Annotated in this window: 15 protein-coding genes; 5 read left to right on the top strand and 10 right to left on the bottom strand. The window is 42.4% G+C overall.

Going from position 1 to position 19,966, the window contains the following annotated elements:
• The first annotated feature begins 15 nt into the window (after nucleotides 1-15).
• The gene (locus B4G94_RS01960; RefSeq protein ID WP_286856809.1) at nucleotides 16-789 is read left to right on the top strand and encodes a GLPGLI family protein; all 774 of its coding nucleotides are present in this window, start codon (nucleotides 16-18) and stop codon (nucleotides 787-789) included.
• 125 nt (nucleotides 790-914) lie between these two features.
• Here B4G94_RS01960 and metG read toward each other — a convergent pair whose 3' ends face one another.
• Nucleotides 915-2,984, bottom strand: coding sequence for a methionine--tRNA ligase (gene metG / locus B4G94_RS01955; RefSeq protein ID WP_286856807.1), 2,070 nt, complete (start codon nucleotides 2,982-2,984; stop codon nucleotides 915-917).
• 269 nt (nucleotides 2,985-3,253) lie between these two features.
• Between metG and B4G94_RS01950 the strand changes: the two genes are divergently transcribed.
• Nucleotides 3,254-4,156, top strand: a complete 903-nt coding sequence (locus B4G94_RS01950) for a S66 peptidase family protein (RefSeq protein WP_286856804.1) — start codon at nucleotides 3,254-3,256, stop codon at nucleotides 4,154-4,156.
• Between the two features lie 10 nt (nucleotides 4,157-4,166).
• On the opposite strand, the gene B4G94_RS01945 is transcribed toward B4G94_RS01950, so the two are convergent.
• On the bottom strand, nucleotides 4,167-4,997 hold the full coding sequence (locus tag B4G94_RS01945) for a universal stress protein (RefSeq protein WP_108635323.1): 831 nt from the start codon (nucleotides 4,995-4,997) through the stop codon (nucleotides 4,167-4,169).
• 239 nt (nucleotides 4,998-5,236) lie between these two features.
• Here B4G94_RS01945 and B4G94_RS01940 point away from each other — a divergent pair, with 239 nt between their 5' ends.
• Nucleotides 5,237-5,644: a DoxX family protein gene (locus B4G94_RS01940; protein ID WP_108635322.1), complete on the top strand. Its 408-nt coding sequence runs from the start codon at nucleotides 5,237-5,239 to the stop codon at nucleotides 5,642-5,644.
• A gap of 96 nt (nucleotides 5,645-5,740) precedes the next feature.
• On the opposite strand, the gene B4G94_RS01935 is transcribed toward B4G94_RS01940, so the two are convergent.
• The 3 genes from B4G94_RS01935 to B4G94_RS01925 all read right to left on the bottom strand — a co-directional run bounded on the left by B4G94_RS01935 (nucleotide 5,741) and on the right by B4G94_RS01925 (nucleotide 10,223).
• Nucleotides 5,741-6,571: a universal stress protein gene (locus B4G94_RS01935; RefSeq protein ID WP_286856803.1), complete on the bottom strand. Its 831-nt coding sequence runs from the start codon at nucleotides 6,569-6,571 to the stop codon at nucleotides 5,741-5,743.
• A gap of 230 nt (nucleotides 6,572-6,801) precedes the next feature.
• Nucleotides 6,802-8,922 carry a carboxy terminal-processing peptidase gene (locus B4G94_RS01930; RefSeq protein ID WP_286856801.1) on the bottom strand — a complete coding sequence of 707 codons (2,121 nt, stop codon included), beginning with the start codon at nucleotides 8,920-8,922 and terminating at the stop codon, nucleotides 6,802-6,804.
• Nucleotides 8,923-9,125: 203 nt separating this feature from the next.
• A complete protein-coding gene (locus B4G94_RS01925; RefSeq protein ID WP_165305238.1) occupies nucleotides 9,126-10,223 on the bottom strand; it encodes a tetratricopeptide repeat protein in 1,098 nt (365 codons plus the stop codon).
• Nucleotides 10,224-10,555: 332 nt separating this feature from the next.
• On the opposite strand from B4G94_RS01925, the gene B4G94_RS01920 reads away from it, so the two are divergent.
• Nucleotides 10,556-11,836 carry a replication-associated recombination protein A gene (locus B4G94_RS01920; protein ID WP_286856799.1) on the top strand — a complete coding sequence of 427 codons (1,281 nt, stop codon included), beginning with the start codon at nucleotides 10,556-10,558 and terminating at the stop codon, nucleotides 11,834-11,836.
• 70 nt (nucleotides 11,837-11,906) lie between these two features.
• Here B4G94_RS01920 and B4G94_RS01915 read toward each other — a convergent pair whose 3' ends face one another.
• The 5 genes from B4G94_RS01915 to B4G94_RS01895 all read right to left on the bottom strand — a co-directional run bounded on the left by B4G94_RS01915 (nucleotide 11,907) and on the right by B4G94_RS01895 (nucleotide 18,054).
• Entirely contained in the window at nucleotides 11,907-13,748 is a 1,842-nt protein-coding gene (locus tag B4G94_RS01915) for a PepSY-associated TM helix domain-containing protein (RefSeq protein WP_286856798.1), read from the bottom strand.
• An 11-nt stretch (nucleotides 13,749-13,759) separates the two neighbouring features.
• Nucleotides 13,760-14,035, bottom strand: coding sequence for a hypothetical protein (locus tag B4G94_RS01910; protein WP_286856797.1), 276 nt, complete (start codon nucleotides 14,033-14,035; stop codon nucleotides 13,760-13,762).
• Nucleotides 14,036-14,038: 3 nt separating this feature from the next.
• The gene (locus B4G94_RS01905; RefSeq protein ID WP_286856796.1) at nucleotides 14,039-14,371 is read right to left on the bottom strand and encodes a hypothetical protein; all 333 of its coding nucleotides are present in this window, start codon (nucleotides 14,369-14,371) and stop codon (nucleotides 14,039-14,041) included.
• A gap of 81 nt (nucleotides 14,372-14,452) precedes the next feature.
• Nucleotides 14,453-15,691, bottom strand: coding sequence for a DUF4374 domain-containing protein (locus B4G94_RS01900; protein ID WP_286856794.1), 1,239 nt, complete (start codon nucleotides 15,689-15,691; stop codon nucleotides 14,453-14,455).
• 20 nt (nucleotides 15,692-15,711) lie between these two features.
• The gene (locus B4G94_RS01895; protein WP_286856792.1) at nucleotides 15,712-18,054 is read right to left on the bottom strand and encodes a TonB-dependent receptor; all 2,343 of its coding nucleotides are present in this window, start codon (nucleotides 18,052-18,054) and stop codon (nucleotides 15,712-15,714) included.
• 226 nt (nucleotides 18,055-18,280) lie between these two features.
• Here B4G94_RS01895 and B4G94_RS01890 point away from each other — a divergent pair, with 226 nt between their 5' ends.
• Nucleotides 18,281-19,846, top strand: coding sequence for a S41 family peptidase (locus B4G94_RS01890; RefSeq protein ID WP_286856790.1), 1,566 nt, complete (start codon nucleotides 18,281-18,283; stop codon nucleotides 19,844-19,846).
• Nucleotides 19,847-19,966: the final 120 nt, after the last annotated feature.

Here is a 19,966-nt window from a genome sequence, read left to right as displayed (position 1 = left end):
AAGCAATTGATATCAATGCTGTGGCTATTATGCTTATCCGTCACTACGATACAAGCCCAGAACGCATTTTTTCCAAGCAGCGGCACGGTGACGTTCGAACGGAAATTCCATGTGCAGAACTATCTTAAACGGACGTATCTCAGTAAGCCCGACCTGGATACCTGGGATAAGCTGGGGGTAGACAATGCGGTCAAAAATGGGCCTGTGGAAGTGATCACACATCATACATTAAAATTTTACGATCAGGAAACATTGTTTGAAACTGTAGAGGAAGATTATCCCGCGAATTATCGAAATGTTTCCTGGTACAACCCCGCATTGACAGATTCAAAGACTTATATGAATTTTAAAAACGGCGAGTTTATCAAGTTACTGCCCTTTGGTGATGAGCAGCTGTTGATGAAAGATTCTCTGCCGGCGGTGAAATGGAAGTACACAGACGAATACCGCAAAATAGCCGGATATGATTGTCGACGGGCAAATGGGATCATACAAGATTCTATCTATGTTGTCGCATTTTTTGCGGGACAGATTCCGATAGCGGGTGGACCTGAATTAATCCATGGCTTGCCCGGATTGATCCTGGGGGTATCCGTCCCTAGCATGAATATCAATATGTTTGCAACCAAAATTGAACTTACCAATGCCCCGGTCTCCAATGTGCTTACCAAAAAGAAAAAGGTTGTTGCGGAATCTAAGGCAGAGATCATAAAAAAATTGAAAGATACGGTCTACGATTGGATGGATGACAAAGATTTTAAAAAACGTTTACAGAGCGTATTATTCTAAGATTTTCATATGATTTTGCATCATTAGTGCGAGTAAAGCACGAAGGGACTTGAAATAGTATTGATCACCTTTAATAAAAAAGCCTGTCTCTTGGACAGGCTTTTTTATGGTATCGCTTATAGCTACTAGCGTACTGTGCTACCTACTTTGATTGCAGTATCCGGTTTGACAAAATCCAGCCGGCCATCAGCATCTTCAGCCATTAGGATCATCCCTTGGGAGGTAATGCCTTTGATTTCGCGCGGCTCCAGATTCACCAATATAGATACCTGACGTCCTATAATTTCTTCAGGACTGAAGAATTCCGCAATACCAGATACGACGGTGCGGTTGTCAATACCCGTATCTATCGTTAGTTTTAGTAATTTCTTTGTTTTCGCTACTTTCTCAGCCGCTAAAATTGTTCCCACACGGATATCCATTTTCACAAAATCGTCAAAACTGATATTTTCTTTTGCAGGAGCGACCTTAGCATTATCTGCTAGATTTTTCAATTTGGCCTCCGCAAGTTTGTTCAATTGGAACTCTACTTGTTCATCGGTGATCTTATCAAACAACAATTGGACTTCACCCAGTTGATGGCCATTCTCAATTAGTCCTTCGTTGCCCGCATCACTCCAGTTCCCCTGTGGGAAATTGAGCATTTCAAATAACTTCGTTGCTGTTTTTGGTAAGAAAGGCTGTGCCAGTACAGCCAGGTTAGCAACAATCTGAGACGCGACATTCAGAATCGTTTTTACGCGTTCCTCGTCTGTTTTGATTACTTTCCATGGCTCTTCATCTGCTAAATACTTGTTACCAAGACGTGCAACATTCATAAATTCGGCCAATGCTTCACGGAAACGGAACTGCTCCAGAGAGGACTTGATCGACGCTGGGTAGGATTTTAACTCGTCCAGTACCGATTGATCCACTGCTGTCAGCGGAGAACCATTTAATACTTTGCCATCGAAATATTTATGGGAAAGTACCATCACACGGTTGACAAAGTTCCCGAAGATGGCTACCAGCTCGTTGTTGATCCGTGCCTGGAAATCCTTCCAGGTAAATTCAGCATCCGAGGTCTCCGGTAATATCGAGGTCAATACATAACGTAACTCATCCTGTTTGCCCGGGAATTCCTGTAGATATTCATGTAACCAGACCGCATGGTTTCTGGAAGTTGACAACTTGTCCCCCTCCAGGTTGAGGAATTCATTCGCAGGAATATTTTCCGGTAAGATATAGTCCCCATGTGCATGAAGAATCGCCGGAAATATAATGCAGTGGAATACAATGTTATCTTTTCCGATAAAATGGATCAATGTCGCATCATCCGCTGGATTTTCATGGGTTTTCCAATAGTCTTCCCAATTTTTTCCGTGGTCAATTGCCCATTGTTTCGTCGCGGAAATATAACCTATTGGCGCATCCAGCCATACGTATAGTTTTTTTCCTTGTGCTTCTTCCAAAGGTACATCCACTCCCCAGTCCAGATCTCTGGTCATGGAGCGAGGTTGCAGACCCGATTTTAGCCAGGATTGACATTGGCCAAAAACATTGGATTTAAGAATATTTTTCTTGCCTTCGATTAACCATTTTTCAAGCCAGGGCTGATATTTATCCAATGGCAGATACCAATGTTTCGTCTCTTTCAATACCGGTGTTTTCCCGCTCAGTGTAGAAATGGGGTTAATCAGGTCTGTTGGACTAAGTGAGGTGCCACATTTTTCACATTGGTCGCCATAAGCACCTTCGGATTTACAGTTTGGACAGGTTCCTGTGATATAACGGTCTGCCAAAAACTGATGGTATTCCTCATCATAGTATTGCTCCGAAAATTTCTCGACAAATTCACCTTTGTTGTATAAATTCAGGAAAAAATCCTGTGACAATTGATGGTGAATCGGCTCGGAAGTACGGTGGTAGATATCGAAAGAAATGCCAAACTCCTCAAAGCTCTCTTTGATCTGTTTGTTGTATTTATCTATGATCTGCTGTGGCGTAATGCCCTCTTTTTTTGCGCGGATGGTAATGGCTGCGCCATGCTCGTCCGATCCACATACATAGACTACATCCTTTTGATTTAAACGCAGATAACGAACAAATATATCACCGGGAATATAAGCACCGGCGAGGTGTCCGATATGTAAAGGACCATTGGCATAGGGTAATGCCGAAGTAATTGTATAACGTTTTTTATCTAGAATACTCAATGCTTGAAAGTATATTAAAGTTTTTACTTATTTTCTTCACAAAGATAATTCAATTTACGGTATAAAACTAAGATAAATTTGTGTTAATTTGGCGCTTAGAGAGCTTATGGACGACCAAATTTATCGTTTTCTCCTCATCCATTGAAAATTTTTAATAGGGGAAACCATCATGGGCAAGAACAAAATAATTTGAGTTAAAATAAAGCACCTTGGCTTATGATAGCTTCATAGCCATAAAGAATCAAAATCATTCATGAAACATAATGAATATGTCTAAAATACCTGATTTTCTTAAAGAGGGCGACAAAGTTGCGATCGTTTGTCCGGCCAGTTTCATTCGCGGCACGATTGATATTGGGATTGAAACATTGAAGAGCTGGGGACTGGAGGTTCTGGTAGGGGAGACAGTAGGGACATCTTACCACCAATTCGCCGGCGATGATCAGCTGCGCGCCGCAGATCTGCAATGGGCCTTGGATGATCCATCCATTAAAGCTGTGTTTGCGGCCCGGGGAGGTTACGGTTGTGTCCGTATTGTGGATGAGATTGATTTTTCGGAGTTTGAGCAGCATCCCAAGTGGTTGGTCGGCTTTAGCGATATCACAGTCCTGCACAGTCATATTCAGCGTAACTATAAAATTGCAACCATCCATGGGCAGATGCCCAAGTCTTTTGAATCGGGAACAAAAGCTTCACTGGAGACGCTGAAAAATGCGCTTTTTGGGGAACCCATGGACTTTGCCTACGAGCAGTCTGTATTTCCCAATCGTCCGGGGGAGGCCGAAGGGAAGCTGATTGGTGGAAATTTGGCTATACTATTATCCGTCTTAGCTTCGGATTCCGATGTTAAGTATGCCAATAAAATTCTCTTTATTGAAGATGTGGGCGAGGCCTATTATTCCGTGGACCGGATGCTCTGGGCGTTGAAGCGCGCGGGTAAATTTAAAAAACTGAAAGGCCTTATCGTCGGTGGTTTTTCGTCCATGAAAGACAATGACCCCGCATTTGGACAGACAGTAGAGGAAATTATCTGGGACAAAGTTAAAGAATACGACTTTCCGGTTGCCTTTGCTTATCCAGCAGGACATATAGATGATAACCATGCACTGGTATTAGGCCGGAAAGTAAGATTAATAACGAGTGCCAATAAAACGGAACTTATATACGTATAGTCTTTCCATACTACCCTGAATGGACAGGGATAACCATCATTGCGGCCTGGCTTTTCCAGGCCATTTTTTGTGCAATACTGGTGTTGAAAATCCGGCTGAGTAATCCTTTATCGCGATGGAACGTGACCATCATATCGATATGATTCTCATTGATGTATTGATTAATGCCAACGGCAATATCCGATTGCAGGATATAGCTGTAGATCGGATGGTAAGAGGCCAGCAGATCGGTCATGATATTAATTTCTGTACTTAGCGCTTTACTCGCAGGATCTTCCTTGGTCACATGGACCACATAAACTTCGCTTTTGCGGAGTACTTCCGCAGCATTGACCAGCAGGCGGTCCAGTTTGATTTTCACCTCTTTGAGATTCGTTGCGATCAGCATTTTTTTGGGAATCCTAAATTCCGCTTTGGCCGGTACAACTAATAGCGGAGTATGACAGTTTTCAATCAATTTTAAGGTATTGCTTCCCAGAAGCAGTTTTTTGAAACCACTTTTACCGGCCGTTCCCACCACCACAAGATCAATATCTTCTTCGGCGCAGGTGCGGTTGACACCATAGCTTAACTCATACTCTTCTAGGGTCACTTTCCATGCGATACCCTGTGGAAACAGCTGCATCAGATCCTCCTGCCATACATTGAGATCTTTTTGTTTTTCTTCCAGAATATCTGAATTACTGATGACGACAGGCTCTGTTCCGACTGTAGGGACAACCTCATAGGTATGGTAAAGCACAACCTTTTCTATTCCCCAAAGCGGAGCTAACTTTGCTGCGTATTGTGCGGCAGCATAAGCATTGTCAGAGAAATCCGTTAACAAGAGAAGATTCTTCATTTTATTTTATAATCGGGTCTATGTCTATTAAATTACATATTTAGTAGCATAAATGCAATATTTTTCTGTTCAGGTCAGTTTATTTTGTGAAATTTCTTAATCTATATCAAGGGAAGATATTCCATACTGGTTTAATTTTGCGGTATCAAAAGGAGAATTTGAACACCGATCAATGAAAAATTTTGGTTATTTTAGGAGAGTCTATCAGTCATTAACATTTTAAATTATAATTTTTATTTATGGCAATTTGGAATTCACTGGGTAAATATAGAGATACAGGCTTACTGGTTCTTCGTATCGGATTAGGCGTCATGATGATTATGCATGGTTTGCCTAAGCTGCAGGGAGGGCCAGAACTTTGGGCCGGTGTGGGTAAAGCAATGGGCAATATGGGTATTAATTTTATGCCGGCATTTTGGGGTTTTATGGCTGCAGCAGCAGAAACCATTGGTGGTCTTTTTCTACTTTTAGGGCTATTCTTTAGGCCCTCAGCACTGTTGCTTGCCTTTACGATGGTGGTTGCCGGATTGATGCACCTGTCCAAAGGCGACGGTATCTCAGGCGCATCCCATGCGATCGAACTATTTTTCGTGTTTCTCGGGCTTGTATTTATCGGACCCGGGAAGCATTCCGTGGACAAGAAATAACAGGGATTTGGCGGAAAACAATCGCCCTGCCGGTCTTTCCTGATATTGACATGTACACCAAGGGGCTCNNCAAAGCCCCTTGGTGTTAGTGCCTATTTAGGACTTGTCCATTGGAATAACCAATAAGTTGGCCGCGCCGTTCCAGGCCATCTTTTTGGATATACTCGTTTTAAATAGACTCGCCAATAAACCTTGTTTCTTATGAAAGGACAGGATGAGGTCAATATGCTTCTCTTTCGCATATTCCGCTATTCCCATCGTGATATCGTCGTGACTGATGTAATCATAGATAGGTTTATACTTGTCCAGCCGTTCATGTAAATGTTTTAATTCCTGTGCCAGATCTGCGGCCGAACTCTCGCGCTTCGCAACATTCAGTACGTATAACTGTGCGGAAAAAGCATCGAGGACCTGATCCAGGTTAAACAGACTTAATTTCCGGTCCACTTCTTTCAGGTCGGTGGTTGCCAGTACATGTTTTGGAACTGCCGGATCGACCTTGTGGGAGACAATCAGCATGGGCTTATTGCAGATATCCATTAAGGTAATGGCATTGCTGCCCACCAATATTTTCGCAAAGCCAGTCTGTCCGGTGATTCCCAGCGCCACCAGATCGATGGACTCCGATTTACAGAGGTCATTCACTCCTATCGGCAAGTCGACATCTTCCATCCTGTGTGACAAGATCACCTGTGGTGGAAAAAGAGGCTTGATCAGTTCCAGCCAGCTATTTAGTTCTTTCTCTTTGGCCTCTTTCACTTCGTCATTGACCACAACTATAGGTTCGTTGTTTACAATTGTTACGCTGTTATACGTATGGTAAACAATAACTTGTTCAGTTTTCCAGGCCGCTGCACAGAGGGCGACTTGTTTCGCCGCTAAGAGTGCATTTTCTGAAAAGTCGGTTAAAAGCAGGATACGTTTCATTGTGCTATAAGTTAGAAATTTATGTCAAGTCGATGTTTAGTATGTAAACAGTTTAAGCCGCTTAAAGTTTACACGCGCGGACCATCATTCTAAAATCTATGCGATTATCGCGTTATGACAAGGTACGAAGAAAAGATGAATTCGCTGTTAAAGGCTTAGTATTGTGATGAGTATCATAAAAAAAGGCAACCGTTATTACGCGATTGCCTTTTTTTATGGGGTTGTCCCGGTTATTTTTTGTTTGCAAAATTGATGATGTAATCCGTCATTACTTTTGCACTTTCATCTTTTACAAAGTCAAGATCCATTTTCGGTTGCGGTTTACCCTCTTCCCATGCTGGTTTGCCCTGTAATTTCAATAAAGCATTGATACGGTCCCTATTTTTCTTGAGGTTGTCATCTTTTTCTTTCTTGAATTTATTCAATTCCAGTGAAATTTTCACGTCCTCATCTTTTTGAGCCTCTTCAATATCCTCTTTTAGGTACTTGTATTCAAGTGAATTTTTGATACGTGTCTCATGCAGGGTTTCGAGCTGTTTGTCCACACCGGTCATATCAGCGACTTTTTTGAAGTTGCTGGACTGGATCTGATCCCAAGGAAGCGCAGATTTTTCTGAACTTTCACCAAATTTCTCTGCGGAGAATTGTGATGGAAATGTAATATCAGGTGTTACCCCTTTATGTTGTGTGCTGCTGCCATTGACACGGTAGAATTTACCCAGTGTAATGTTGATCTGTCCATATTGTGGCGCACCTTCGGGGGTATCAGGATCTTTCTCACCAGAAGCTTTCAGTAACAGGCGGCTTGTTGGACTAATGACACGTGACATGTCTATAGCCGATTGAACGGTTCCCTTACCATAACTTTGTGAGCCAAGGATTACCCCTCTGCCATAATCCTGAATCGCACCGGCGAAGATTTCAGAAGCTGAGGCCGAGAAGCGGTTGATCATCACACCTAGTGGACCGTCCCAGGTCACACCGGCATTTTTGTCTTCTTCGACATCAATATTGTTTTTGGTATCTCGTACCTGTACCACAGGTCCTTTATCGATAAACAATCCTGTCAGGTCGATTGCTTCCGGAAGTGATCCCCCGCCATTGAAACGTAAATCAATTAATACGGCATCGACTTTCGCCTGTTTCAGGGTGTCTAAGATTAATCTTACATCCCGTGTTGTACTTTTATAGTTTGGATCACGTCTTCTGTAGGCATCAAAATCCATGTAAAATTTAGGAATATTGATCACCCCGACTTTATACATCTTGCCATCGGCACCTTTGATGTTCATGATTTCTTTCTTCGCGGATTCCTCCTCAACGACGATTTTCTCACGGACCAATGAAACAATTCGCGGATGCGAGTTCATTGGTTGTCCGGCCGGAATAATCTTAAGCCTTACAATGGTTCCTTTAGGTCCTTTTATTTTGGCTACTGCTGCATCCAGTCTCCAGCCGATGATATCTTCAAATTCGCCATCTTTACCTTGTGCGACAGCGATGATCTTGTCATTCACCTGAATGGTTTTATCCTTAAAGATCGGTCCGCCGGGAATGATTTCGTTGATGCTCACGGCCTCGTTGTCAATCATCAGTCTTGCACCAATGCCTTCAAAAGTATTTGCCATCCCTTCATTGAAAGCCTGTGCATAGGATGGGTTGAAATACGATGTATGCGGATCCACGGCATCCGTAAGCGCCTGCATAATAATCTGGAAGGCGTCATTGGAATTGTATTTTTTTGTCTGCGAAATTAAATTCACATAACGTTTCTTCAATGTTTCCACCTGTTTGGTTTTGGCACTGTCCGTAGATTTTCCACTTGCTGTTTCCAGATTCAATAAGTCATACTTTACCCGTTTACGCCATTGGTCGTTCGCCTCGGCATCAGTTTTGAACCAGCCTAATTTTTCCCGGTTGGGTTGATAGAATTCATCTTTGTTGAAGTCATGCGTTTTGTCTATTTCAGAAAGCGCATATTGCATTCTTTCCAAATATCTTTTTTTGTAGACATTGAAGATATGGAAAGCAGCAGAAAGATCGCCATCTTTCATATCCTGAGCCAGATTACTCTTGTAAGCCTGAAATTCATCGATATCCGACTGAATCAAGTAATTCTTGCTTTGGTCCAACCCTTTGATCAGATTATCGTAGATAATTCCAGATACCGAATCATTCATTTTGACCTTCTTGTAGCTCGCATTTTCCAATAATCCAATCACTTCTTTCGCGATGATCTGATGCTGGGTACTTGGCTTGAGGCCGCCATCATCTGGAAGCGCCACCCGTGGTGTTGATCCACAGGAGACAATAGATACCACAAAAAGTGCAAATATGAGTTTCCTAAACATATTTTCGACAGTTTTAATAATCATTTTATAAAAAAATTTTCAGCTCTTATTGATAAGCGTGCTAAATTTAGTGAAATTCATAGCACATTGACATAGATTCTAAAAATTTATTTGATTTATCCTTTAATATTTACAAAAAGCTTAAAATACAATTTATTTCTTACTTTTTATTCCTACGGTTGCTATGATCTGATCACAGCCGATTAATTGTACAATTCATTTTTCAGCTGGGTATACGCTTTGTAAGTCTGGTCTGCTGATGGATAATCCTCCAGAACCAGGTAAACTTCGCCCAATTTGTCCAATATCGCCAACGACAGCTGTTTGTTATTCTCATTGGAAGCCAGTTCAGCGGCTTGAATAAATTCTTTGATGGCGACCTTGTAATTACCGTCCTTTTGTTTGGAGGCCGCAAGTAAATATTCGATCTCCGCAAGTTCGCCGATCAGTTTTTTTGCATTGGCCAGATCGCGTGCCTGCAGCAAAAACCACTGTGCCTGTGTGTATTTATTTTGTTTAAAGTAAATCTCCGCAAGCATTTCCCAGGCGAATATTTTGCCTTCATAGGCTTTTGATTTATTGAATAGGGGAATGGCACTTCGGATAATGTTATTTTCCGCGGCTTTAAAGTTTCCTTGTCCTGCACGTGCCATGGCAATTAATAACCAAGCATTGGCCTGTTCGAGATAGCTTTTGCTGACTGTCGCATGGTTATGGTATTTTTGGGCACTTTCTTCCGCTTTGATAAAGTCTCCATTGTACAATTGAAAATTACTCAGATTCAGATTGATTGTAGCAATGTCATCTTTATTGTCGGTACGGTTGGCCAAAGACAGTGCATCATAAAGGAATTTTGAGGCATTGCTGCTGTCGTTATTTTTAATGGCAAATAGCGCGGCCTCATTCGCCAGGGCGTAACCCGCAATCCAGTTTTCAGATTTCTTTTGGTTCTCGATGGCATTATTCCATGCTGCGGCATCGACAGGAACGGGGTTTATCAGGTATTGAAAATGCCCCATGTTATTGGTGCTTTTCAATTGCAGTAACAGGCGTTGGAAGAGCAGCTGTCTGGCAATTTCCTTGCTAAAGCCCTTTTTATCACTATAATTATCTTCAATAATTTCGTTTTCAGTCTTTGGAGGAGGCAGGAAATATACCTCTGGGCCTACACCTTTAAATGAAACATCATATTTTTTTATCGCCCCCGTATAATCCTTTGGGGCTTGCTGTGCCGCCACCTTACCGCTCATTCCAAGGGTCAGGATTAGGGCAGTCAGAAGTCGGGTCCAGTATTTTGTCATCCTTTAAAATGATTACGTCGTCATAAACGTGTATTACAAACTTAGATAAATTGCATGCCAAAAGCAATCTATCGTTTTATCTTCAATAAGCTGGCAAGCTCAGGTCTGCTTCCACAAGCATTTTAAATACAATAGAGCGAACCTTATTGTTCTCAGCAATAAAGAACTTATACTAGAGCAAACTCAGATAAATTGTATAGTGAAGGCAATTTATCGTTCTCTGCTCAGCCATAAAGAACTTATACTAGAGCAAATATGAAGAAAAATTGTGTGAAAAAATGTTAAAGATATCTCAATACCCATATCTCAATACTAAATACTAATTTTGTGTTATGGCAACACGTATCCCGCTTGCAGAAAGACTGCGTCCACATCAATTGAATGATTATGTGGGACAGCAACATATTGTCGGCCCTGATGCAGTCCTGTATCATGCGATTCAACAAAAAAATATCCCTTCGATGATCTTATGGGGCCCTCCAGGGGTGGGAAAAACAAGTCTGGCGCTGTTAATTGCGAAAGAGCTGGATAGACCTTTTTTCTCCTTGAGCGCTATACAAGCTGGTGTAAAGGATATCCGTGAGGTGATCGATAAAGCCGAGCGACTGATGAATTTCAATCAGGATCAGCCCATTCTGTTTATTGATGAGATACACCGTTTTTCCAAATCCCAACAGGACTCCTTGTTGGGCGCTGTCGAAAGGGGCTTGGTTACACTGATCGGTGCCACCACCGAAAATCCCTCATTTGAGGTCATATCAGCATTGCTTTCCCGTTGTCAGGTTTATGTGCTCGAGCATTTGTCTGAAGAGGATCTTATTGGCCTTGTGCAAAAGGCCTTGCATGAGGACGAATACCTCCAAAAGCATGAAATTGTTGTCGAGGAATATGAGGCGCTATTGCGGTTGTCCGGAGGTGACGCACGCAAACTATTGAATGTGCTTGAGCTTGTGGTCAATGCGGCGGTTCTCCACAGGGAGCCGATTACGAATGCTTTTGTCCTGCGGCAGGTGCAGCAGAACATGGCGATATACGACAAGGCGGGCGAACAACATTACGATATTATTTCAGCTTTTATTAAGTCTATTCGTGGATCTGATCCCAATGCTGCCGTGTACTGGCTGGCGCGCATGATCGAGGGGGGCGAAGACCCTTCATTTATCGCCCGTAGATTACTGATTTTAGCATCCGAGGATATTGGCAACTCCAATCCCAATGCGCTCTTGTTGGCCAACAACTGTTTTCAGGCAGTGAATGTAATCGGCTGGCCCGAATCGCGTATTATTCTGTCGCAAACCGTTATTTACCTGGCCACCTCAGTTAAGAGCAATGCCTCTTATGAAGCCATCAATAAGGCCCAGGCGCTGGTGAAGCAAACGGGTGATTTGTCTGTGCCCCTGCATATCCGCAATGCGCCCACCAAGCTGATGAAAGAGCTCAATTATGGCGCCGAATACAAATATGCACATGCCTATCCGGGAAACTTTGTGCTGCAGGAATTTCTGCCCAAAGAGGTGAGTGGCGTAAAATTATATGAACCCGGACAAAACCCGCAAGAAGAGAAGATCCGCCAGAGTCTACGCGACAAGTGGAAAGAGAAGTACCGATATTAAAGCCAGGAGGTCGCATAAAATAACAAAGGCGAGCTTGTAGGCCCGCCATTTGCGAATATGAACAACGAAATTATGCTTCTGTCGTGCGGGTATTTTTAGGTACAAATGACCTTTTTGGAGGCAAAGGCTTTGTTGGACCATTGCCACTGTCGTCAGCAACAGTCTGCTCTTTGCTTTTAGGCGTAGCTGTACCCTGACCATTCGCGGCATCTTTTTTGGCTGTTTGCGCCATCTTTCTGAAGATCAACAAGCCGATGATCCCTAAAGACAACCAAAGGAGATCCACCAGTAAAATGTCATTTGCGCCCGAACGAAACGTTTCCCAAATCCAGTTTCCGGTTTTTATACCATTGACAATTGGTACCGCTATTGACAACACTGCGCCTAGTAGAAGAGTCTCTCGATTGGTTTTTCCGATATTTCTACGGATAATGTAAAAGACTCCCAAAGCCAGCCAGCTATAAAAATAAACGTGAAATATAAAAGATTGGTCCACCTTCGTCGCCAATTTAACAGCGATAAAGGTTGCTGCGGTAACCGGAAACATGGTTAGACAAGCAGCCATAAATACATTGGCGGCCCAGAAATTGAAGATGCGCTTACGTTTCGGGATATTGTTTTTATCACGTGCAACCAGCCAGATCAGAATACCTGAAATAATTACAAAACAGCCCATAATACCCAGGACAAAGTAGATGATTTTGATCGGATACCCACCAAAATCAGCAAGATGCAAGCGGTAAATAAATCCTTTCATATAATCCAGGTAGGAGCCATTTTCGGCAGCCGATTTCTCGAAAAGTATTTTATTATCCGCTACACGATAGACCATCCGACCTGAGCCGGCAAAATTTTTATCGATATCAGCATCGTACAACGCAACCACATGCATGCTTTTGTCACCATAATTTTTGATAAAGATGCGGTTCATATGGCTATTGGGCCATTTGTTTTCCAGTTTATCCAAAAAATTCCCCATCTTAAAGGTTGTCGTGAGGGGCTCGTACAGATAGGTGTATTTTGTATTGTCGTTATACCCAAGGGCAGCATATACTTCATCCTCCTTCCCGTCATAGAGGTATTTGCTGAATGGAATAATAAGGACTGAATTTACGATGAGAACGATACCTGTCAGGGCATACATAAATTGGTACGGGAATCCGATCACGCCAAGTGCTGTATGCATGTCGGTCCAGACGGTTTTCCACTTGTTTCCCGGCCTGAATACAAAAAAGTTCGATTTGATTTTGTCCCAGTGGAGCATCAGGCCAGATATCAGGGCAAATAGAAAGATAAAAGAAACCAGGCCCGCCAGGGTATAGCCAAAAGGTCTTCCGATATTGATCCCGATCTGGTTGAGCGGTGCTAAAAAGTGCAGGCGATACAAAAATTCACCCATCGTATAACCATCGCTGTAATCTGACGGTTTTTTTGTGGCCAGGTCATAAGAAAAATACATGGAATCTTCATTTCCACGTCGGCCACGGCCCCGTTTTTTCTTTTTTTCATCTTTGGCATTTGCGTCTTTTACCGCTGTGCCTTTATTGGTCGCTGCGAGCCGTGTCTTTTCGGCCAATTCTTTTTGCGCAGCGATCGCTTTTGCTTTATTCGCAACAATTGTATCCTGTGAGGCTCCGATATTGACATAGCTAGCGTGACCATTATGCTGCATATAAAATGCGATATCCCTTCCTTTCAGTTCTTTGATTTGGCCAATAGAATCCAGGAGGTGGTCAAAAACCAGGTTTCGGTAGGCTCCCCCTTTGTCCGACTCATTTTTTTGCCAGGCGTTGATCTCATTTTTGAAAAACGAAAAAGATCCCGCAAAAAAGATCACATACAAGATCGCACAGATGATTATCCCTGAGATGGTATGCGTATTGAAATAGATATTATAACGTCTTAAATTCATAGGTCAGGAGATTATAGGTAAAGGAAGATACCATAGAACAGAGCAATCAGAAGCAGATAGATACCCCAGATTAGCCAGCCGTTTTTTGAAAGAAAGGCGACAAGCAATAATATTCCCCAGACGATAAAACCCGTCACATAAGTCGTGATCAATATATCCGTTTTATCAAACATTTTGGTCAGGCAAAGGTGCAGATAGAGCATCACAAAATAACCACCGAAGAATCCCGCGGTTAATTTGAGGAACCGCTGAAAAGGATGGCTTAAATATTTTTTATTCGCTGGCATGGTTTAGAAGATGATTGTTTCAAAAAAGAAAGCGATTATAAAAACAACAGTAATTTGTTTCCACTGGAAATAGCGGTAAGGCCATAGGAGTACGATCATGCTAAAAAATCCCATCACATAAGCGCCGAAGGCAAGTGTTCCTGAAAGAAGCCCCTGTAAATACATGGTCAGTACCCAGGAAAGCCCAAGCAGGACGATACCCAGTATCTTCGCACGCATCTTATCACTCACCAGGGGGAGTATGAGCGCTGGCGCATGCTTGATCTTGACTTTTTCTGATGAACAGAACCAGAAAAAACTACCAGCAAAAATGAGCAGGAGTAAAAATGTGTACATAGTTGGTTATGCGGTTTTATACAGATACCCAATATGCTACCTATCAGCATATTGGGTATGTATTGTAAGTATAAAATGAGATTAGTCTAAATGTTCGATTGCGGTGATCGATCCGCCTTCAACTTCCAGACCTCTGGTAGCGGTAGCTGCAGCAGCATCGATCTTGTAGACATAGCTTTTGCCCGATTTTAAGTTCACACCGATGTAGCCTGTTTTGCCATCTTTCTTACTGTAATTGTTCCGTTGTGTAAATGTTTTTATTTCGTCGGCTTTTGGTAATCCACTGATCGTTTTAAATGTTTTATCGACCACATTTACTGCAGCAATGGTTGTTTCCGCACTGTAGCTACCATCGGATTGTTTCTTTTGGGAGCTCACGATAAAGTTGTTGCCACCTACATATGTCCAGTTAACAATGTTGTATCCTCCGGAAACCTGAGAAATATTGAAGAAATAGTTTTTGTCAAATTCTGTTGCGCCTGAAGCAATCTTTAAGATAGCCGAAGGATTAGTTGTTGTGATTTTAACGTCTTCGCCCACTTTTGATTCTGCGTTGGCAGCAGAGAATGCATAGATATCACCATTTTCAACTGTACCTAGACCATTGGTAAAGTATTGGCCTATATAGCTTGTACGCTCGTCGGTAAAAACTTTTTCAAGCTTCATGTCCGGGTAAGAATAGACTGCAATCCATGCTTTATTTGGCTGTGTAGTTGTAAAATTACGGTCCTGAATTGACATAATAGGCGCAAATACTTTGTTGCCCACTTGGGTTAACCAAGTAAAATATCCTATTTCTCCATTATTGGTCAGCTCAAGTGCCTTTATTGTACCTTCACCTACCATGGAAAGACTATTGGTGTTTACCCTGTACCAGGTATGTGTAGGAGTGGTTGGATTTCTGGTCATTTTGGCCATCAATACATCGTCGTTGACAGGGGCAAATGCCGCTACGGTTTCCGACTGGAAATTGGTCAATTTCTTTAATTTTCCATCCGTCAGGTTATAAGCTGTCACAGCTCCGGGGTTACCTTGTCCGTATAAGAAGCTAAAAAATTTGTTATTCGTTGTCAAATAGTATCTCCATGTTCCATCTTGTTCAATACCATTTCCGATAATGGACACTTTACCGTCATCAAGCGAGCTGGATGTGACTAAATAGTCAGCTACCCCAGTACTGGCAATAGGTGTCACGGCAACAATATATTTTCCCGCACCTGGAGTAGGATCAGGATCCACCGGATTGGGGTTTTCACTTTTGGAGCAAGATGTTATTAAGATAGCTGCTGCTAAGACTGATAATAATGATTTTGTTTTCATGTTTAAAATATTATGCGTTATTATTTATTGAAAAAGTAGCGTAAGTTAAGATAGAATCCACGGCTTGGTTTCTGTAAACTAAAGTTATCAACCAGACGGTTGTCCGTTAGGTTTTTACCTTCAAAGGCAATATTGTAGCGTCCGTTAGCGATGGAATAGACCACATTGCCATCCAGTGCCATTTGCATTGGAATCTGTCTTTTTTCGGAATCCTCATCGGTCCCCCCCAAAATTGGCCAATAAAGCCAGAAGCGATGTACATATTGCAGACTGCCGCCGAACGTTAATTTATTGTCCTTACCACCAAAATCATATAGCGTGACAGCGGCATTTAGATTTCCAAAGAGGTACGGAATATTCGGCATTGTTTTTTTGTACAATGGACTTATGCCTGTATAATCAGGTTCGTACTTCTGTGTATTGACAACGGACTGATAGGTCATATTAAGGCCCGCTGTAAACCAGTTGCTGTGTGAATAGTGCAAGTCCATATCACCACCTATGGATCGGACCCCATCTCTATTGTCGGAGATATATTTGGTTTGGTTGTTATTGAGCCTTTGGTAGATGAAATTGTCCGCATTTCGATAAAATGCATTGGCCATTAAGGAAAAACGATTGGCAGCATTCAATGCAAAATCGTAATTTATACCGAGGTTAAAATTATTGCTGTTTTCGGGTTTTAATGCAAAATTTCCTTCATAATTCTCCACGTCGCCAAAGAGTTCATCCGGGGTAGGCATGCGTACAGTCAATTCATAAGAACCCTTCAATTGGAAAGATGGTGTAAAGTAATAGGCTAGCGCTGTTCCATAGCCCCATTTTGATAGATCTTTGACAAGCTCATTGGCTCCATTTACATTATGCTGGTGGTAATTTTTTACGAAAGCATTGACGCTGTAGCGGTCTTTTACATCGTATTGATAACCGAAAGTCAACACATTTTTTTGACTGAGTTTTGCCCGCTCCAAAGAAGTATTTTGCGGATTTACTTCATCGCTTCCCATTCGTTTAAAGCTGTTGAACACATCTGTTATCGACAAGCTGTGATTTTCGGAGAGTTTATAGTTTAAAATAGCATTGGCAACAGCGAGATTATTCTTGTATTTGTACATGGAATAGGAACTTTCCCCGCCCTTTCCGGGGATATACTTCCGATTGCCATACCAGTCAAACCGTGCATATACGGTATCAATATTCTGTTCCGTACCGACGTTGATATTACCATTTAGCGTCAGGTCCAGACCTTTTACAAATAAATCAGACTTCTTATATTTGAAGGTTGGCATTACCGTAGTGCCTCTGCGGTGCCAGCCACCAAATGGAGTTTCCATCCGGGCTCCGGTCTGAATTTCTTTGTAACTTTTACCCAATACGATTCCAAAAAGCAATTTATCCGCGTACGGCTTATTGACCACACCGATATTTGCGATCAGGGATTCGTTGTGATAGGTATCATGGAATCTTTTTAATCTAACCCCTTCTTTATACTGCTGTGTATTGAGGTCCGCAACATCTACTGTAACCTTATAATTATTGTCGGAATAGTTTTGAAAGGCATTCAGTTGGAAAAATAATCCGCTTTTTGTGGTATGTGCCGCATTGATTACGGTTCGGTGCGTATTGAAGGAGCCAAAAGAATAAGAGGCATCCACGTAGTTTTTAAACCGGTCTCCCGTTACAATATTGACGGCACCGCCCAGTGCGTCAGAACCCAGCCATACAGGTACGACACCTTTATAGACTTCTATACGTTCAGCGATATTAATGGGGATATTGTTGATCTGGAAAGCTGAACCAAAATTTTCCATGGGGATACCATCAATAAAATAACGGACCTGACTTCCATTGAAACCATTTAGCATTAGGTTAAAGTTGGAGCCCACGCCCCCAGACTCACGTACACGTACACCCGCCACTTGATCAAGTGCGCTTGAGATGTTCAGTGTTGTATTATAAAGCTTGGTTGCATCTACAGCAGTTACATTGAAAGCCTGCCGGTTCACTTCCTGAGCCTTCGTACGGCCAAATACTTCCACCTGGTCAATTTCTTTTTGATCCGATGTAAGTTCAAGGTCGAATGTATTTTCGCCGGCTTTTAGGACAATAGTTTTCGTTATATTTCTATAACCTATCGCAGAAGCTGTTATTGTCACACTTCTTTGGTCAATATGCTTGATTTCATAGTACCCTGCTTCATCTGTTGATGAGTAAAGGTCACCGATTCGTATGGTCGAAGCCGCAATCCCCTGTTGGGCTGTGGTTTTGACATACCCTTTTAATGATGCAGTAAATTTTTGCGCCTGCGCGCTGAATGCTAATAGGATAAGCAGAAAGATACTATTGTATTTGATGTTTTTCATGTTATGTTGATCGCTTGATCTATTTGGTAGATTCGGAATCTCTGTTGTTTTAAAAATTTATTTAGATTAATTATAAACAGCGCAAATGTAAGAAATATCTTCATACAGACAAATGAAATTGTTAAAAAATGTTATTTATTACAGTAGCGCATCATGGGGAGGCTGCGTTTTTTTTCATTGCGGATCAGCTAAAATTATTTATGTTTGTTTTACAAATGTTTCAAGTATGAACACAATGCGTGTAAAACAAGTAGGGCGTCTGGCTGCAATATTGCTCTCCGGCCTTTTTATTCTCTCCTGTAAAAAGGATAATCCCGAGCCCGAACCGGAGCCCGAACCAACTGACCGCACCGAAGGTCAGCTTATCAAAGACGATATTTATAAATATTATAAGCTTTATTCCGTATGGGCGGATGGATCTATTCCGGATTATTTAAAAGATCCGGCTCAATATACCGATCAATATGGTTCGGCGAGCAATGTGCTTGATGCACTCAAAAGGCTGACACCCGTCCATGTGGCGGCTGGTTACGCAGGGGTATTTGACCGCTTTTCCTTTATGGAAGGTATCAACGGTTACAATATCGCCGAAAAGGCCAGTACCAAGATGGATAACAACGAGGGCTATGGCATATCTGTGCAGTGGTTTTCGATAGACAGCAAGACCGCACGACCCTTTATTTCCTTTGTGGAAGGTGGTTCTCCGGCACAGGTGGCTGGGTTTAAACGGGCCGATATTATCACATCTGTCAATAATGACAAGGAAAATTATTCGATCGAAGTCAGCTGTCCGGACCCGGGTGGAAGCTGCGAGGTAAAGGATCCTGCAGCCTACAGTCGATTGCGTAATAATATCAATAACGCATTAGATGCAGCAAACCTCACTCTTCAGGTCAAACGTGCTGATAATAAGCTGTTCGAGAAGCCGATGAACTATAACAATTCGTACGTCATCAATCCAGTCTATAAGGATACGATTTACCTCAATAGTGGCAATAATATCGGTTATCTGGCTTTATCGTCTTTTGAGGAAATTGAAAAAAACAATCAAAATCAGAGAAATATCGATGCGGCCTTTACGGAATATGAGGCCAAACAGATCAAAAGCCTGATTGTTGATCTGCGTTACAATGGCGGGGGCTATGTAGACGCGGCTATTTATATTGCAGATAAGATCGGTGGTGCCAAAACCAAAGGTAAGTTGATGCTGACCTATGAAATGAACAAGTACATGCAGTCGGATGCAGCAAAGAGCTTAAGAGATCAACTGAATATGTATGATACCTACTTCGACGGACGAAGTGCCTTGAATCTCAATAAAGTTTATTTCCTGGTGAGTGAAGAGACAGCTTCAGCCGCGGAGATGCTGATCAATGTGCTTACTCCGCACCTTCCGGTTGAGATCATTGCCACCGAATCAAGAACATATGGTAAGCCCGTTGGGTTTTTCGAGCAGAAAGTCCGCGACAAAGTATCTTATTGGCCAGCTTCATTTATCCTGAAGAACGCACGCGGAAATCTTGGCGAAAAATATAACAAGGGTACTGACCGAGACCTGCGCGATTATTGGGATGGCCTTGTTCCTGATATTTCTGGCGTCGGTGACGATGTTTCAGCCGATGTCGGAGATCCTGCGGAGAAAATGCTGGCAACAGCTTTAGCGGATGCGGCTCCGTCGACCAAAACCCGGGCAGCATTGCGCAGCATTTCTTCCCGAACGATCCAAACAGTGGATCAGGGCAAAATGCATACTAGGCCAGAGCGGGGTATGATCAAGACAAGAAGCAAATAAGTTAGTGCTGGCACAGTGCGCTAAGAGCACTTGACTGTATGATGATAACTAAAGGAGAGATCGAAAGGTCACCGGATAATCATGTTATCTGGTGACCTTTTAATTTAATGGAAGGCTCAG

This window comes from Sphingobacterium sp. UBA7625, assembly GCF_002484085.1.
GTDB classification, from domain to species: Bacteria; Bacteroidota; Bacteroidia; order Sphingobacteriales; family Sphingobacteriaceae; genus Sphingobacterium; species Sphingobacterium athyrii.
This window is presented reverse-complemented; position numbering and strand designations above follow the sequence as displayed.

What these genes read in the sequence shown, in the direction of transcription:
- B4G94_RS01960 (WP_286856809.1), top strand. Translation starts at nt 16, where the DNA reads ATGCTGTGGCTATTATGCTTATCCGTCACTACGATACAAGCCCAGAAC.
- B4G94_RS01950 (WP_286856804.1), top strand. Translation starts at nt 3,254, where the DNA reads ATGTCTAAAATACCTGATTTTCTTAAAGAGGGCGACAAAGTTGCGATC.
- B4G94_RS01945 (WP_108635323.1), bottom strand. Translation starts at nt 4,997, where the DNA reads ATGAAGAATCTTCTCTTGTTAACGGATTTCTCTGACAATGCTTATGCT.
- B4G94_RS01940 (WP_108635322.1), top strand. Translation starts at nt 5,237, where the DNA reads ATGGCAATTTGGAATTCACTGGGTAAATATAGAGATACAGGCTTACTG.
- B4G94_RS01935 (WP_286856803.1), bottom strand. Translation starts at nt 6,571, where the DNA reads ATGAAACGTATCCTGCTTTTAACCGACTTTTCAGAAAATGCACTCTTA.
- B4G94_RS01930 (WP_286856801.1), bottom strand. Translation starts at nt 8,922, where the DNA reads ATGTTTAGGAAACTCATATTTGCACTTTTTGTGGTATCTATTGTCTCC.
- B4G94_RS01925 (WP_165305238.1), bottom strand. Translation starts at nt 10,223, where the DNA reads ATGACAAAATACTGGACCCGACTTCTGACTGCCCTAATCCTGACCCTT.
- B4G94_RS01920 (WP_286856799.1), top strand. Translation starts at nt 10,556, where the DNA reads ATGGCAACACGTATCCCGCTTGCAGAAAGACTGCGTCCACATCAATTG.
- B4G94_RS01915 (WP_286856798.1), bottom strand. Translation starts at nt 13,748, where the DNA reads ATGAATTTAAGACGTTATAATATCTATTTCAATACGCATACCATCTCA.
- B4G94_RS01910 (WP_286856797.1), bottom strand. Translation starts at nt 14,035, where the DNA reads ATGCCAGCGAATAAAAAATATTTAAGCCATCCTTTTCAGCGGTTCCTC.
- B4G94_RS01905 (WP_286856796.1), bottom strand. Translation starts at nt 14,371, where the DNA reads ATGTACACATTTTTACTCCTGCTCATTTTTGCTGGTAGTTTTTTCTGG.
- B4G94_RS01900 (WP_286856794.1), bottom strand. Translation starts at nt 15,691, where the DNA reads ATGAAAACAAAATCATTATTATCAGTCTTAGCAGCAGCTATCTTAATA.
- B4G94_RS01895 (WP_286856792.1), bottom strand. Translation starts at nt 18,054, where the DNA reads ATGAAAAACATCAAATACAATAGTATCTTTCTGCTTATCCTATTAGCA.
- B4G94_RS01890 (WP_286856790.1), top strand. Translation starts at nt 18,281, where the DNA reads ATGAACACAATGCGTGTAAAACAAGTAGGGCGTCTGGCTGCAATATTG.